The organism is Falsiporphyromonas endometrii, from assembly GCF_042654485.1.
In the GTDB taxonomy this organism is placed as follows: domain Bacteria; phylum Bacteroidota; class Bacteroidia; order Bacteroidales; family Porphyromonadaceae; genus Porphyromonas; species Porphyromonas endometrii.
The window spans coordinates 1-15300 of sequence record NZ_JBHSGO010000179.1; the positions used below are offsets into that span (position 1 = coordinate 1).

A 15300-nucleotide genomic window follows, 5' to 3' on the forward strand; every position below is an offset into this window, starting at 1 on the left:
CGGGCGGACGCCAATCCCCCCGGTGTTTTTCATGCCCGCCTGACGGATGAACAAAACAATGAATTGAAATGATTAATTTTGACTCAAAGATAAACCTCCTTTACACACTTTTTGGGATACTACCAAATCAAAGTATAGATAGTCGGATTTGAAAGAAAGATATGACAGCCCCCCTACCAAATAGTAGAAGATAAATGAATATACTTATAACAGTATATTAACAGAATTTGCAATCTAATGGTAAATATGAGGTAAACTCAAAAAAGATGTTTTAATCAAAAAGAGGGGCTGTGCCATTACGGATAATGACACAGCCCCATTAATTATTTGCGGTCTTTAGACCTGCTTCCTTTTGTCTTAGATGTTTCTTACTTCATGCGTCTTTTGTAAGCATCCAGAGTATTTATCATCAAAGATACAATTGTCATTGGACCCACTCCGCCCGGCACGGGAGAGATATATGAGCAAAGAGGTGCTACTTCATCGAATTTGACGTCTCCGCAAAGTCTTCTTCCACTCTTCTTGGTGGCATCCGGAACCATGGTTGTACCAACATCTACTACAACGGCACCACGTTTTACCATATTGGCTTTCACAGACTCCGGCCTTCCCATGGCAGCTATCAATATGTCTGCAGTTTTGGTAATCTCTTCGATATTTTGAGTTTTGCTATGACAAACTGTTACGGTACAATCTCCCGGTTCGCCTTTTTCCATCATCAGCATTGACATTGGTTTGCCAACGATATTACTTCTTCCGAGTATAACACAATGCTTTCCTCTTGTAGGAATCTTGCATCTCTTAAGAAGTTCTACAATTCCCTTTGGAGTTGCAGATACATATCCCTCAAGTCCAATGCTGAGACGACCTACATTAATTGGATTAAAACCGTCAACGTCTTTTGATGGATCTACAGACTCAATGATCTTCTGCTCATTGATATGCTTTGGCAAAGGAAGTTGTACGATATAACCGTCCAAATTGGGATCTTCATTAAGCTTCTTTATGCATTTCAGAAGTTCTTCCTCTGTAACATCATCTTCATATCTGATAAGAGAAGACTCAAATCCTACCTCCTTACATGTGCGAACTTTGTTACCTACATATGCTTCACTACCACCATCATGGCCAACCAATACGGCTCCAAGATGTGGTCTTCTGCCACCGGCAGCAACGATCTTTTCTACTTCAGCAGCGATCTCCTGCTTAATTTCGGATGATACCTTTTTACCATCCAAAAGCTGATAAGTTTGATTCTCCATATAATTTTTGAATAAGTTATGCTTTATAAAATTAGTCATTTGCTTGGCATTGTCCAACAAATGTAGCGCGAGTGATATGTCTTTTCCCTGTCGGACCGGGTATTCGCTCAACTCTAAATCCGGCTGTTTCAAGTCTCCTTCTTACGATTCCTTTTGAGCAATAAGTTGTCAATACGGCACCTGTATTTGCATGTTTCGCCATTTGGTCAAATATCTCTTGCTCCCAAAGATTACCCTGAGCTTCCGGGGAGAAGGCATCCATATAAAAAACATCGACTTTGTCCGGAAATTTAATCTTTTCGATATCACCCAATATCTTATGAACAGTGAAATAGGGTGTAAGGGCAACCGGTTCGTCCCATTCTGCACGATGCAATGCCTCGAATTGTTCTCTTACATAATATGGATCCTTTCCATCTAAATGATAGTCCAGTTGATTGGCACATTTCAAAGAAATTGGATACTTCTCAACAGAGTAATAATAGATCCTTTGTTTGAGTTCTTCCGCTTTTAAGAGTGTCAGCAAGGCGTTGAGGCCGGTGCCAAATCCGATTTCAAATATTCTTATTGGAGCAGGGGAGCAAAAAAAGCATCCCGGACCTAAGCTATTGAGATAATATTCAAGACCCTCTTTGATGAAGATGTGCATACTTTCATTTATTGCACCATGAGTCGAATGATAATGTTCACCTGTGACTTCGCTATAAAGTGTGGGTGATCCATCTTCTGTAATAAATACTTGAGGTTCTTTCATTATGATTGTTGGGAGTAATAGTGATTATTTTGATATGGGCCATCTAAAAGAGGATAGAGGATCGACATCATCACCTATTCTTAAGAATCTATACCCTTCGCTTTTTAACCATTCGACAGCCTTGGGCATGACATGTCTCATGTTTTTTTCGGCTTTGAGTGAATCGTGAAATACGATGATAGATCCATTCCTGACATATTTCTCGATGTAGCTAAATACTTCGACCGGGGTAAGCTTTGCATTGTAATCTCTTGTTACCACATCCCACATGACAATGTCAAAGTAGTTGCTTAAGTTGCGCACTTGAGATAGACGTAAGTGACCATGAGGGGGACGGAAGTATCTTGATCCAATAAGTTTGTCTGCCTCCATGACATCCTCCAGATACTTTTTATTGGACATAAAGAGGGCCTGTATATGGTGGTAAGTGTGGTTGCCCACTTGGTGTCCACGATCGATAATCTCCTGAAAAAGGTCGGGATATCGACGGACATTGTCAGCAACACAAAAGAATGTTGCTTTTACACCCAATTCATCCAATTTATCCAAAACCCAAGGCGTGACCTCCGGAATGGGACCATCATCAAACGTCAAATAGATACTTTTGCCTTGCCTTGCGGGGATACGCCAGCGAGCTCCGGGGATAAGTGCACGATACCACATTGGTACTCGGCATAATAAACGGTCAATCAAGATCTATTATATTATGAGAGTCTGCACGGATTTATTCGTTGATTGAGATTCGAATAAAAGACAAACAGATCTTATGTTAATAATAAAGCCGATACGAATATCATAGAGCTATATGATATCAGTATCGGCTTGTTTGTTAATTGCTGTTGCTGTCTTCCATATCTTGTGCCGGTTGTAGATTGGAAGCCTCGACATGTTGCTGTTGTAGTTTGTTTAGTTCTTCAAATGAATGTCCGTAAACAGCTTTGAAATATTGATTCATAAGAGGAAGATAAGAATCCATCGATTTGCTGTTGTATGCCTTTGCTACTGTATAGCAATTAATAAGACATCTCAGATTTTTGTCAATTTCACCTTCACTCTGTACTCGATAGCGCAGATCCAAATCAAGCTTCATAAACCACTTGAGTGACTTTATGCAACTACTACTTAGTGATTTGCAGATATCATCGGCCTGCTTTGTAAGTCCGGCAAGATAGAGAGCCCTTACAAATCCAATACTTCGCTCCTTATCATAAGGTACTACTTCGGGACGAATGCCATTAAAGGTCTTAAGAAGAACATCTTGAGCTTTCTTCTTTTCGCCCTTCTCCATTAAGCTGATAGCCAATGGAGCTGCGACATTCGAACGATAAGTTTCAGTCATATTCCTCAAATTGGCATCGAAGTAGACTTTGGGGTTCTCAGCTCCACCAAACTTGAAGTACTTCATGAAGATGTTGTAGCTCTTAATCGGATCGATATATCTTGGAGCATTGGCAAGATATGCCGGATTTATCTGATTGGTATTACCCTGCTGTGTTACATAGTTGGGCAGATTGGAGAATGCATCAAGCGGTGAAGATATACACCAATGCATAGGCCTCTTCCAACCATTCTCATTGAGCATGGTAAGGATAGCAAGCTCCGAACGACCTATTACCTTCTTACCTTCCAACGAAATAAGCTGATCTTTGATGAAATAAGGTCTTGTCAGAGAGTCCATATGTGGCAAGGCTTCTACAGAATCATTGACCAAGATAAGCTTGTCAGAAGGCAATACACCATAAGGAATGTCTCCGTTTGGCTTGTGCATAAAGCATTCTTTCAGTGCTTCGCTAAGAAGCATAGGACTATTGGGTTGTATGAAAACAGCCGGTACATGGCTATAAAATGACTCCTTATATTCTTCAAGTGGAAGAGGAGCACTCTTGTAAAATGCCTGTTTCATTTGATCGACGTACCAGTCAGCCCCAAGATACCCCAGGTTGCAAGCTCTTACGTCTGTACGAATACCTTCAACTTCTTGACAGTACCATAGAGGGAAGGTATCATTGTCTCCAAAACAGAAGAGAACTGCATTGGGATCACAACTTTCGAGGTAATTGCGCCCAAAGTCCAATGCTGCTGTACGGCCCGAACGATCGTGGTCGTCCCAGTTTTGTGAGGCCATTTGTAGAGGTACGAAGAGAGACAATACGACTGCAATGGAAGCGGCCATTGTAGGGGATACCTTCAATTTGCGAATCATATCTGCCAGCATGGCTACACCAAAACCTATCCATATTGCAAAAGCATAGAATGATCCAACATACGAATAGTCTCTTTCTCGTGGCTCACCGGCTGTCTGATTGACATAAAAAACAATCGCCAGTCCGGTCATAAAGAAGAGGAAGAATATTACCCAGAAAGATTGATTACCCTCTTTTCCTTTGAGGATTTGGTACAAGATGCCAAGAATACCCAACAAAAGAGGGAGCATGTAATAGACATTGTGTCCTTTGTTGTTTGACATCTCGTCAGGCATATCTTCACTTGGCCCAATCAGAAGATTATCGATAAAAGGAATACCGGTCACTGCATTACCGCGCAATAGCGAGCCATCTCCCTGTAAGTCATTTTGTCGACCGACAAAGTTCCAGAAGAAATATCTCCAATACATATAGTTGACTTGATATGCAAAGAAGAACTTCAAGTTATCTCCCATGGTAGGAGTGCTATAGTCATCCGGATTTCTTCCAATCCAAATGTTATATCCTCTGATATGTGCAGGGTTTTGAGAGAAAACTCTTGGGAATAGCATCAAATCGTCACTATTGTACTTGTATTCCGGAGTGTCCTTTTTGACCTCTTTGTAACAATCTTTGCCATCGGATGTCTTGCTCCTTGCATAAGTTGTATTGTACTCTATACCTGTTGCCTGAGTTGTAAAGGTCGGACCTAAAAACAGGGGTTTGCTTCCATATTGTTCACGTGCAAGATAGGCTCTTAGTGTGAAAGCATCCGATGGGTCATCCTCATTCATAGGAGGATGTGCTGCAGCTCTCACAAGGATCATACCATAGGTAGAATATCCTACCATGATTACCATAAGACACATCATCCAGGTATGAAGTCTTTTTGCATTGAGAGATTTAAGCGCAAATGTACATACCACCACTGCGATACAAAGGATTGCAGCCACAATCAGGCTGTCTCCCATAAAGGGTATTCCCATTAAGATAACTGAGGCAATGAAACTCATCCTCATCCTGCTGTCGTTGCCGGCATTTTTGACAGCATTGTTTGTTTCATAGACACCCCAGGCCAAGACTCCTCCGAGTACAATGAGATAAATAAGAATACCACTGTCAAAAGACATACCCAAGACATTCACGGCAAAGCGGTCAAAGTATCCCGCAATCTCCGGTACACCCTGTATGACACCATACATCATGACAACGATGAGTCCAAAGCTTGCCAAAAGGGCCAATATGGCTCCCCAAAAATGAGGTTTCTCGCTTCTGCGATAGTAATAAATAAGACCCATGGCCGGGATGCAAAGCAAGTTAAGAAGGTGTACACCAATGCTTAGCCCCATGAGATAAGCAATTAAGATGAGCCAGCGGTCACTTCTCGGATTGTCAGCACGATCTGCCCATTTGAGCATAAGCCAAAAGACGATGGCTGTACAAAACGAACTAAATGCGTAGACTTCCGCTTCGATAGCACTAAACCAAAAAGAATCTGTGAAAGTGTATACCAAAGCTGCTACCAATCCTCCACCCAAGATAACTATGCCTTGGGCAAGAGACAGCTCTTGATCTTCATACTTGGGTGCCACAACTCTTCGTATAAGAGCTGTAGCTGTCCAATACAAAAACATAATTGTGAAAGCACTGAGCAGGGCACTCGTGGCATTGCACCAGATCGCCACTTGGCTTTGGTCAGAAGCAAATTGGCTAATGACATTATAAACCAACATAAAGAGTGGTGCTCCGGGTGGATGTCCAACCTCCAACTTGTTGATACAGACAATAAACTCAGCACAGTCCCACAAACTTGCTGTAGGCCCGATGGTGAGCAAGTAAACAATGGCAGCTATTACAAAAGACAGCCATCCAAGAAGGTTGTTAGCCAACCTATAGCGTTTCCATTCCATATTATGTCAATTGTTTATTCCAAACTAAATTGCAGTTAGAAGTTAAGAAGCTGACAAGTTTCTATGATTAGTGATTGCTCCGTAATGCTGACATCAAATCATAATTACACATACCAATTGGCAGCATGGCAAAACAATTTAACCGGCTTCCAATATATTATGTTCTCTTGTAAAGGCTGATACAATCAGTCTGAAGGATCAAATTAGAATAGCTTCTAATGCTTCTGTTTATTTCACAAAGATAATCAAAAGAGAAAGTCATAGACATTTTTTATAATCTCTTACTTGAATAGCTCCAATGTGAGCTTATATGTTTTTATTTCGCAACGAATAAAAACGACTTCTAAGATTATCAGTGAGCTTCAAGCCAGTTGCTTCCAACACCCATTTCTGCTATAAGGGGAACTGAGAGATCGGGAATAACATGCTCCATACCTTCTCTGACTATCTCTTTGACCTCTTCAAGCTCCGGTTTGAAAACATCAAAATTAAGTTCGTCATGCACCTGAAGAATCATCTTAGTCTTGAAGTTTCTTGCAGATAGCTCCTTATATATCTTTATCATGGCCATCTTTATGATGTCTGCAGCTGTTCCTTGAATAGGGGCATTGATAGCATTTCTTTCGGCAAAACTTCTAATATTTTTATTCCTGCTGTTAATGTCGGGCAGGTATCTTCTCCTTCCGAGCAAGGTCTGTACATAGCCCTTCTTTCTTGCTTCTTCAACAACTTCGTCCATGTACTTACGAACCCTTGGATAGTGCCTAAAATATCCCTCGATAATATCTTTTGCTTCTCCTCTTGGAATGTCTAATCTTTCAGAAAGTCCAAAAACGGAGATCCCATAGATAATGCCAAAATTGGCGGTCTTGGCTTTCCTTCTCTGATCTTGTGTTACTTCACTTAATTTGACACCATAAATCTTGGCGGCTGTGGCACGGTGAACATCCTCGCCATCAATAAAGTCTTTTATTAGAGCCTCATCCCGACTTAAGTGAGCCATGAGTCGAAGTTCAATTTGACTATAATCGGCAGAAAGGAAGCAATAGTCATTACTTCGGGCCACAAAAGCCTCTCTAATGCGGCTCCCATCCGAGGTGCGAATAGGAATATTCTGAAGGTTGGGGTCAGAGCTTGATAGACGGCCCGTAGCTGTGACACATTGATTGAAAGATGAATGCAATCGACCATCTTGGTGCAAAAGCCCGGGAAGAGGTTCGATGTATGTATTAAGAAGTTTCTTGTCTCCTCTGTAGTCCAATATCTTTTGAACGATAGGGTGCTCTTTTCGGACTTTCAGTAAGTTTTCTTCACTTGTCGAATAGCTTCCACTCTTAGTCTTCTTTGGCTTGTTGCCAAGTTTAAGGTCTTCAAAAAGAACTTCTCCTACCTGTTTTGGACTGTTGACATTAAATTCTTTGCCGGCCATTTTTACAACCTCGGCCTCTGTCTCAACAAGTCGGTCATTGATCTCTTTTGATAGTTTTTCCAAAACTTTGGTGTCGAGTTTGACCCCTTCTCGTTCCATTGAGGCCAACACCGGCATCAATGGCATCTCAATCAGTTTAAGTAAGTTGGATATTTCTTGATTGTCGAAGAGTGGCAATAGTTTTTCGTATATCCGGAATGTAATATCTGCGTCTTCTGCCGCATACTCTCTGATCTCTTCCAATGGTACCGTTGTAATGTCATTCTTTTTTGTTGCCTTCTTGATCATCTCATCGTAAGAGATACACTTATAGTTGAGCAGTCTTGATGCCATATCATCCATATTGTGTTTCTCTTCCGGGAAAAGAATGTAGTGGGCAATCATGGTATCGAAGAAAGGTCCGCTTCCCTCAATTTGATAATTGCCGAGGACTTGCAAATCATATTTTAGATTTTGCCCAATCTTAAGGTGTTTGGATTCATTGAGAAGCCTTTTGAGAGGGGTGAGAATGTCGATGACCTCTGTACGATCTTTGGGTAGAGGTATATAATAAGCCTCCCCCGCAGTACAGCAAAAACTGATTCCGACAATTTCCGCTTTGAGTGCATCTATATTGTTGGTTTCTGTGTCAAAAGCAAATGCATTGGCTTGACTTAGTTTGCTCCATAAGCGATCCCTGTCTTCTTTGGTTTGCACCAGGTGATAAGTATGGGGCAGTGTTGCTGCAGATTTGACTTCTGTAAAATCATCTTCACCAAAGAGTGTATTCTGATTGATTTGCTCTCCGCCCTCAAATAAGGATGCTTGATAATAGTCTTCAGCATTTTCTTTGGCTTCTTGAGTAAGACTTGTAGATGCATCAGATTGTGAAATGGGTGGTTGTGCTGCATATAGATTGTCAATACCAAGAATGCGCTTGCCAAGAGATCTAAATTCTAATTCTCTGAATATTTCAAGCATCTTCTCTCTATCTATGGATTTGAGCTTATAAGCTTCATCGTCAAAAGAGACCGGCACATCAGTGCAAATGGTGGTCAGATAGCGGGACATCATGGTATCCTCTTTACCTTCAATCAACTTCTTTTTCATAGCACCCCTAATCTCATCTATATGTGCGTAGATGTTGTCTATATCACCATACTTTTTGAGTAGTTTGGATGCTGTCTTGGCTCCAATCCCTTTGCAACCGGGAATATTGTCACTGGCATCTCCCATCAATCCAAGAAGATCTCTGACCTGCTCCGGCCCGTTGATGTCGAAGTGTTCACCAATTTCCTTAGGACCCCAAAGATCAAATCCTCCATTGCGTGAAGGACGATACATTTTGATATGATCACTTACAATCTGACCATAGTCTTTGTCGGGAGTAACCATAAAAACATCGTAGCCCTTTTTTTCGCCTTGTATAGCAAGAGTGCCTATCACATCATCGGCTTCGTAATTTTCGACTTCAATGATGGGGATTCGGTATGCTTCAAGGATCATTTTAATGTAGGGAACAGCTTGTATAATCCCTTCCGGTGTAGCGTCACGTTGGGCTTTATATTCCGGAAATTCTTTGTGACGGAAGGTCCCACCCGCCGGGTCAAAAGCCACGGCTATCATATCTGGAGATGCCTTCTCAAGAATATCTTGCAATGTTAATACAAAGCCAAATATAGCACTGGTGTCCACACCTTTGCTATTGGTTATCGGGTTTTTTATGAAAGCATAAAAAGCTCTAAAAATAAGAGCGTATGCATCTAATAAATATACTTGCTGTCTTTTCATCATGCTGTAAAGATAGTTAACTATGATTATATTTGTGCCCATAAAGCGTCTATGGAATCATTATCTTTTTCTCAAGGTGGTATTTCTTTGATTTATACAATCGCCAAAGAAAGAGATTGCTTCAATAAAGTAGTCATAATGTTACTTTGAGACGATATAGCATGGTAGACTTTGCATGGTAGGCATAGATGGTAGATATTATACAAATTGGATGATTATCAATCTGTCCCGGCGGTAAAGTTGAAAGAGATTATTAAACAACAAATCGTATGGTCTCCTCACGGGGGATGTAATATTTGAATGGACGAACTTTCCATCTTGAAGAACTCGGTCAAAGAGTTCAATATGATATTTGACAAGAAGTACAAGACATCAATCCAATCCGAGTCTAAATGGTTGAGAGAGGCGTTTGAGATACTTCAGAGAGCGACGGGTAAGCAAGTCAGACCTTTGATGGTGGCTTTGACTTGCAAGGCTTGTGGAGGTCAATTAGGTGAAAAATCGGCTGAGTCTGCTTTGCTATTGGAGCTGATTCATACGGCCACGCTTATTCATGATGATGTGATTGATAAGGCGGGGCTGAGGAGAGGTGTACGGACCTTAAACACAATTTTTGACAATCGAATAGCTGTTCTTATGGGTGACTTTGTGTTGTCCATTGGCCTAATGAGAGCTATCCAACTCAATGATATACAAATCATTTCGGTAGTTTCATCTATCGGCAAGGAATTGTCGGAAGGAGAGATTCTTCAGATGGAGACAGCAGAAGAAACAGTCTTATCGGAGCAAAGATATTTCCAAATTATTAAGCAGAAAACAGCGACACTCTTTAGTGCTGCTACCCTTTTGGGTGCCATCTGCGCTGATGCAGATAATGAGATAAAAGAAACTTGCCGTGCGATAGGAGAGAATTTGGGATATGCCTTTCAGATTAGGGATGACATATTCGACTATTTTTCTGTTGATGTGGGTAAACCAACCGGTAATGATATTAGGGAAGGTAAAGTGACTCTTCCTTTGTTGTATGCAATTTTCAATGACCATTCGAAAGAGCAAGAACAGTGTTTGAACATCATTAAGACAAAAGATTTTACACCTTCAAATATTGATCGGCTTATTGTCTTTGCTAAAGATAAGGACGGAGTTGAGTATGCTCGTTTGAGAATGAGTGAATATTTAGATAAGGCTCTTGAACTATGCCAAAAACTTCCCAATATATCTGATGTACCAGAATTGGAGCGGTTGGCAAAATTTATTTGTAATAGGGAGATTTAGAAGTTGAATCGCAAATCAGCTCCCTCTCTTTTTTGCTTGTGATAACAGCGTATTTTAATAAATAATGTAAACTTCTGCGGCCATTTTTCTTGTTAGAAATGGCCCTTTTTTGACCTTAAAAGTGGCTTATTTCCAACAAAACATGAAGAGGACGGTAATTTATCTGTATCGATAAGTGTTAAACTATATTAATGACATTTGCAATTTATCTTTTGGCGACTTAAAAATCGACTTTAGGCCGCTGTATCAAAAACTTTGGTGCTTTGTAACAAAAAAGCCGTGTACATTTCAAAAGGATGTACGCGGCTTTTTTCTGCTCTCTCAATAGAAAGAGAGATAGCATTTATGAAGTTGTTTCAGCCTGTTTGGATTTCTTTGATTTGTTGTTTTTATTGGCATGCGGGGCAAACGCCACGACACATCTCGTGTGAAATGGCCAACCCACCTTCTGAGGTCTCTTTATAGAGACTGGGTAGGTCTTTGCCGGTTTGCATCATAACCTCAACGACTTGATCAAAACTTACCCGATGCCTACCATCACTAAAGTTGGCATAGACATTGGCATCAAGAGCTCGTGCAGCCGCGAAAGCATTGCGTTCGATACAGGGAATTTGTACCAATCCTCCTACGGGATCACAGGTCAGCCCCAAGTGATGTTCAAGAGCAATCTCTGCAGCATACTCGATCTGTTGAAGTGTAGCTCCAAAAAGCTGGCTCGAAGCGGCTGCTGCCATAGAGCATGCTACTCCCACCTCTCCTTGACAACCCACCTCTGCTCCGGATATGGATGCATTTGTTCGCACCACATTGGCAAAAAGTCCTGCTGTGGCAAGTGCTCTTAATATCCTAACATCTGTGAAGCCTCTTTGCTCTTGTAAGTGATAAAGGACTCCCGGCACGACCCCACAACTTCCGCATGTGGGAGCTGTTACAACGATTCCTCCACTGGCATTTTGCTCTGCAACAGCCAAGGCATAAGCAAATAGAGACCCTCTACTTTTCATTGTTGGCTGGTAGCCTTGTGATCTGACATGGTAATTTGCCGCCTTTCGTTTAAGTCCCAATCCTCCGGGCAACACCCCTTCTGCTTCGAGACCATCTTTGACGGCTTGCTTCATCACTTCCCAAATCTCAGCAAGATAATCCCAAATGCCGGGACCTTCGATTTCTTCGACATATTCCCAATAGTTCATTCCTCTATGATCGAGGTCATTCATAATCTCAGAGATTGTACTTAAGGGATATACCTCTTCAGATCGAAGTTCATTGAAGTGATCGTTGGCCAAGATACCACCGCCAATACTAAAGATGGTCCAATCTTCTATCTTCTCATCTTTGTCGTTTAGCCCTTCGAAGTACATTCCATTGGGATGATAATCCAAGAAGGTCTTAGGTCTCCAAACAATTTCGGTCGGAGCTTCAGCCTCCAATACATTTAGGATAGCAACATCGGTAAGGTGACCCTTGCCGGTGGCAGCAAGACTCCCATAAAGTGTTACACGATATTTGGATGCTTGAGGACATTTTTCAAGAAACATCTTGGCAGCTCTGGATGGTCCCATAGTATGACTACTACTGGGTCCATTTCCAATCCGGAAGACCTGCCTTATAGATTCCATTGACATAATTGTTGATTTTATGGGTTATAGCGTTTGTATTTTGAGACAGATGAGATACCTCCAACTTTCAAGATCGTATTGTACTCTTCTATACGGTAGTCGGATTCTACTTTGTTTTTTGTCGCTGATTTACCGCTGTCTCCAACATTAAGCAGCATGAGTGTTTTATTACCTTTTGTCTTGTAATAGGTCTTTCTGACTGTGTCTAATGGTCTATCTTTTTCCATGCTATAGATTAGGACCTTACCATCTTCTGTTAATTTGATATAATAGTTGGATGGACCTTTGTTGTTCGAGCCATCAGCTGCTCTAAATTCCGGCACAATAATAGCTTCAGGTCCTTCTATAAGCTCCCAGTTACCTATTATTCTACTATCATGTTGTCCATTTGTATAATCGGAGATTTCACCTTTGTCTGATGAATAACATGAAGTAAGAGTAAAGATGCTGATAATGAATGATATAAATAAAATTGAGTGTTTCATATTTTAATTAAATTGCTAATGGATTATTAATTCTTTGAATAGTTTCGGGGGTAAGAAGGAAAAATGAAGGTAAAGATCTGACATTAAATTTCGACAATCCTTCTTGTAAGGGATCACAAACATTAATCCATGGAAGAGTCCTTACAGCATTTTGCCAGAAATAACGATCTTGGTCTACACCAACACAGTAGATAGCGATTGATTTTTCTTTAGACACCTTTCGAAGTGTATTTATAAGTTGAGGTGAGTCTTCAGAAGCAAAGCTGTTGAAAACGAGCAATACCTTTGCTTTCTCTGATACTATTTTATTCAGGTCTTGCTCTTTACCATGATTATCTATCAGTTTGAGCTGAGGTAATGACTCCATTTTCGACCCTCGTACCATTTCGACCCTCTTCTGTGCATCCTCTCTTGCCTTCTTCTTTGCTGCAATCCCTTGTAGGGTCAGATCTTTCAAAGTCTTTGTATAAGGGGCATTGGGGAAATAAAAGTCATAAGCTGTTGCTACGGTATTGAAAGCATTCAAATCTTGAGGATCAAAAATGTTGAAATACATAAGCCCGTTGTTTTGCTGATAAAGAGCAAAGTAAGCTGCAGCTGAAGCCGGTTTCTTAAGTATGTAATCTTTGAAGAATATCATCTTAAGTTGGTTTACAACATCAAGTACCTTTTGGCTAAAATCTGAAAAAGAAATGTCATTGCGACGAAGCTTCAAGTTAAGAGAATCGATTTGTCGGTCCGCCTTTTTTGTCAAAGCTGTAATCTGTTTCATCTGAATATTGGCACAGTCTGATTTGATAAGCTTATAAGTGCCTGAGAAGTTGTTGGATTGAGCTTCTATTTGAAGGTTTGTAGCCGAATCGGCTGCCACATTTATAAAATCCTGATCTAAGGTGAGGGCATAAAACATAGGGTAGTAATAACCCTGTCCGGTTATCTTGAAATTTCCATCTTTATCGATAGTAACCGAATCGACCGGGCTAAAATCTCCATTGTTGGCATTTCTAAGATACAAGGTCTTGCCTTGACCACCTTCGATGTGACCTGAAATGACAAACTGATTTTTGGATTGATGGGTACAACTTGCGAGGATTACTCCTACTGAGAGCAGTGCTAATATCTTCTTCCACATACTTTTGACTCATTAATTACTTTGGTGCTCACTTAGCGAGCATTGCAAAGTTACACAAATACTGATGAGAGAGACACATTCGGGGTAAGAAGCTATTTTGTTGGGTGAGGTTTCGGTGATTATTATGAGATGTGTTTACGTTCTAACGATGTTTTTATAGTCAACCACATGAAGACAATAAGGTGAGGAAAGTCAAGAAGGATTGACTTCATTCATCAATGACAATACATTATTTATAATCTATGGTTTATCTTTGTGGCTGAAGTTTTTTTAGACTATTTTCAATAAACCCAAATATGTCTTGAGAAGAGGTCGCATTTATGTCGGGGCGCAAAAGCATCTCTTAAAGTGTCAAATCGGGTAATGTTGCCCTACAAAATAGTTTAATGACATTTTGGGGATAAATTCAAAACAGCTTCTAAATATGAAATTAACCATCTTGGGTTGTGGAAGTGCCACGCCAACACTTAGACACTTGCCTTCATCGCAAATCTTAGAACATAAAGGCGTATTATATATGATAGATTGTGGAGAAGCGGTCCAGATATCTATGCGTCGTTATAAATTTAACTTCCAGAAACTTGTACACATCTTTATTTCTCATCTTCATGGAGATCATTGTTTTGGATTGCCGGGGATAATATCTTCCTTTGGCCTACATGGGAGGACGGCTCCTCTCTTCATTCATGGACCGGAAGGGATAGAACAGTTCGTTCGTCCTATCCTTGACAATTTTTGTAAGGGGATGTCGTATGAAGTGAAGATTATTACACATAAGACAGATGAGCACTCGATCATTTTTGAAAATAGAAACTTGGAGGTATCTACCTTGCCACTTCAGCATCGGATCCCCTGTGCCGGTTTTCTGTTTAGAGAGAAGGGGTGTAAACCCCATCTTAGAGGTGACTTGGCGGACTTTTATGGTATCCCTCTGAAGATGCGCCCTCAAATCTTGGCCGGAGCTGATTATGAAAGTGATCAACATGGGGTTATCCCCAATAGTAGGCTGACAATACCGGCAGAGATGCCCGAAACTTATGCATATTGCTCTGATACTGCGTTCCAACCCTCTCTTATTCCTTATATCAAAGATATTGATCTGCTATATCATGAAACAACCTTTATGGAGAATGAACGCCAAAGAGCAACGGCTACCTTCCATAGCTGTACTACTGATGCTGCAAAAATTGCACTTAAAGCCAATGTGAAGCATCTGCTGGTTGGACATTATTCGGCAAGATACAACAATGATCAAGCTCTTGCCGATGAAGCAAAACAGATATTTCCACAAACAATAGCGGCCTATGAAGGCTTGCAGATCGATATAAAGAAATTGAGAAAGAGATCGTAAGTAATAACAATACTTCGGTAAATTTTTACCGAAAAATTAAAAGTTAAACAATAGAACTGACAAAAGTCGGTTCGAAAACACTAAAGAGATCATTGAAATGTTGTCAAAACGAATGGTTAAGCATGAAGAA

The 15300-nt window shown here is 40.7% G+C and carries 10 protein-coding genes; 2 read left to right on the forward strand and 8 right to left on the reverse strand.

From position 1 onward, the window contains the following. Nucleotides 1-368: 368 nt before the first annotated feature. From folD to polA, 5 genes are all read right to left on the reverse strand, one after another. A complete protein-coding gene (folD, locus tag ACFO3G_RS06045) occupies nucleotides 369-1262 on the reverse strand; it encodes a bifunctional methylenetetrahydrofolate dehydrogenase/methenyltetrahydrofolate cyclohydrolase FolD (protein WP_380078956.1) in 894 nt (297 codons plus the stop codon). A 31-nt stretch (nucleotides 1263-1293) separates the two neighbouring features. Continuing rightward, entirely contained in the window at nucleotides 1294-2016 is a 723-nt protein-coding gene (mnmC2, locus tag ACFO3G_RS06050; protein ID WP_380078959.1) for a tRNA (5-methylaminomethyl-2-thiouridine)(34)-methyltransferase MnmC2, read from the reverse strand. Nucleotides 2017-2040: 24 nt separating this feature from the next. Next, complete coding sequence (locus ACFO3G_RS06055; RefSeq protein ID WP_380078961.1) at nucleotides 2041-2679, reverse strand: polysaccharide deacetylase family protein; 639 nt, start codon at nucleotides 2677-2679, stop codon at nucleotides 2041-2043. 166 nt (nucleotides 2680-2845) lie between these two features. Then, nucleotides 2846-6109 carry a glycosyltransferase family 117 protein gene (locus tag ACFO3G_RS06060; protein WP_380078963.1) on the reverse strand — a complete coding sequence of 1088 codons (3264 nt, stop codon included), beginning with the start codon at nucleotides 6107-6109 and terminating at the stop codon, nucleotides 2846-2848. 352 nt (nucleotides 6110-6461) lie between these two features. Further along, entirely contained in the window at nucleotides 6462-9350 is a 2889-nt protein-coding gene (polA, locus tag ACFO3G_RS06065) for a DNA polymerase I (protein WP_380078965.1), read from the reverse strand. Between the two features lie 258 nt (nucleotides 9351-9608). Here polA and ACFO3G_RS06070 point away from each other — a divergent pair, with 258 nt between their 5' ends. Next, on the forward strand, nucleotides 9609-10583 hold the full coding sequence (locus ACFO3G_RS06070) for a polyprenyl synthetase family protein (RefSeq protein WP_380078967.1): 975 nt from the start codon (nucleotides 9609-9611) through the stop codon (nucleotides 10581-10583). Between the two features lie 389 nt (nucleotides 10584-10972). Here ACFO3G_RS06070 and ACFO3G_RS06075 read toward each other — a convergent pair whose 3' ends face one another. The 3 genes from ACFO3G_RS06075 to ACFO3G_RS06085 are packed head-to-tail and all read right to left on the reverse strand — an operon-like array spanning nucleotide 10973 to nucleotide 13819. After that, nucleotides 10973-12202 carry an L-serine ammonia-lyase, iron-sulfur-dependent, subunit alpha gene (locus ACFO3G_RS06075; protein ID WP_380078969.1) on the reverse strand — a complete coding sequence of 410 codons (1230 nt, stop codon included), beginning with the start codon at nucleotides 12200-12202 and terminating at the stop codon, nucleotides 10973-10975. A 17-nt stretch (nucleotides 12203-12219) separates the two neighbouring features. Next, nucleotides 12220-12687, reverse strand: a complete 468-nt coding sequence (locus tag ACFO3G_RS06080) for a hypothetical protein (protein WP_380078971.1) — start codon at nucleotides 12685-12687, stop codon at nucleotides 12220-12222. A 7-nt stretch (nucleotides 12688-12694) separates the two neighbouring features. Then, complete coding sequence (locus ACFO3G_RS06085) at nucleotides 12695-13819, reverse strand: DUF4369 domain-containing protein (RefSeq protein WP_380078973.1); 1125 nt, start codon at nucleotides 13817-13819, stop codon at nucleotides 12695-12697. Nucleotides 13820-14243: 424 nt separating this feature from the next. Here ACFO3G_RS06085 and ACFO3G_RS06090 point away from each other — a divergent pair, with 424 nt between their 5' ends. Continuing rightward, nucleotides 14244-15170 carry a ribonuclease Z gene (locus tag ACFO3G_RS06090; RefSeq protein WP_380078975.1) on the forward strand — a complete coding sequence of 309 codons (927 nt, stop codon included), beginning with the start codon at nucleotides 14244-14246 and terminating at the stop codon, nucleotides 15168-15170. Nucleotides 15171-15300: the final 130 nt, after the last annotated feature.

Bases quoted from the DNA above. Each gene is read 5' to 3' on its own strand.
- folD (WP_380078956.1), bottom strand. From the start codon at position 1,262: ATGGAGAATCAAACTTATCAGCTTTTGGATGGTAAAAAGGTATCATCC.
- mnmC2 (WP_380078959.1), bottom strand. From the start codon at position 2,016: ATGAAAGAACCTCAAGTATTTATTACAGAAGATGGATCACCCACACTT.
- ACFO3G_RS06055 (WP_380078961.1), bottom strand. From the start codon at position 2,679: ATGTGGTATCGTGCACTTATCCCCGGAGCTCGCTGGCGTATCCCCGCA.
- ACFO3G_RS06060 (WP_380078963.1), bottom strand. From the start codon at position 6,109: ATGGAATGGAAACGCTATAGGTTGGCTAACAACCTTCTTGGATGGCTG.
- polA (WP_380078965.1), bottom strand. From the start codon at position 9,350: ATGGGCACAAATATAATCATAGTTAACTATCTTTACAGCATGATGAAA.
- ACFO3G_RS06070 (WP_380078967.1), top strand. From the start codon at position 9,609: ATGGACGAACTTTCCATCTTGAAGAACTCGGTCAAAGAGTTCAATATG.
- ACFO3G_RS06075 (WP_380078969.1), bottom strand. From the start codon at position 12,202: ATGGAATCTATAAGGCAGGTCTTCCGGATTGGAAATGGACCCAGTAGT.
- ACFO3G_RS06080 (WP_380078971.1), bottom strand. From the start codon at position 12,687: ATGAAACACTCAATTTTATTTATATCATTCATTATCAGCATCTTTACT.
- ACFO3G_RS06085 (WP_380078973.1), bottom strand. From the start codon at position 13,819: ATGTGGAAGAAGATATTAGCACTGCTCTCAGTAGGAGTAATCCTCGCA.
- ACFO3G_RS06090 (WP_380078975.1), top strand. From the start codon at position 14,244: ATGAAATTAACCATCTTGGGTTGTGGAAGTGCCACGCCAACACTTAGA.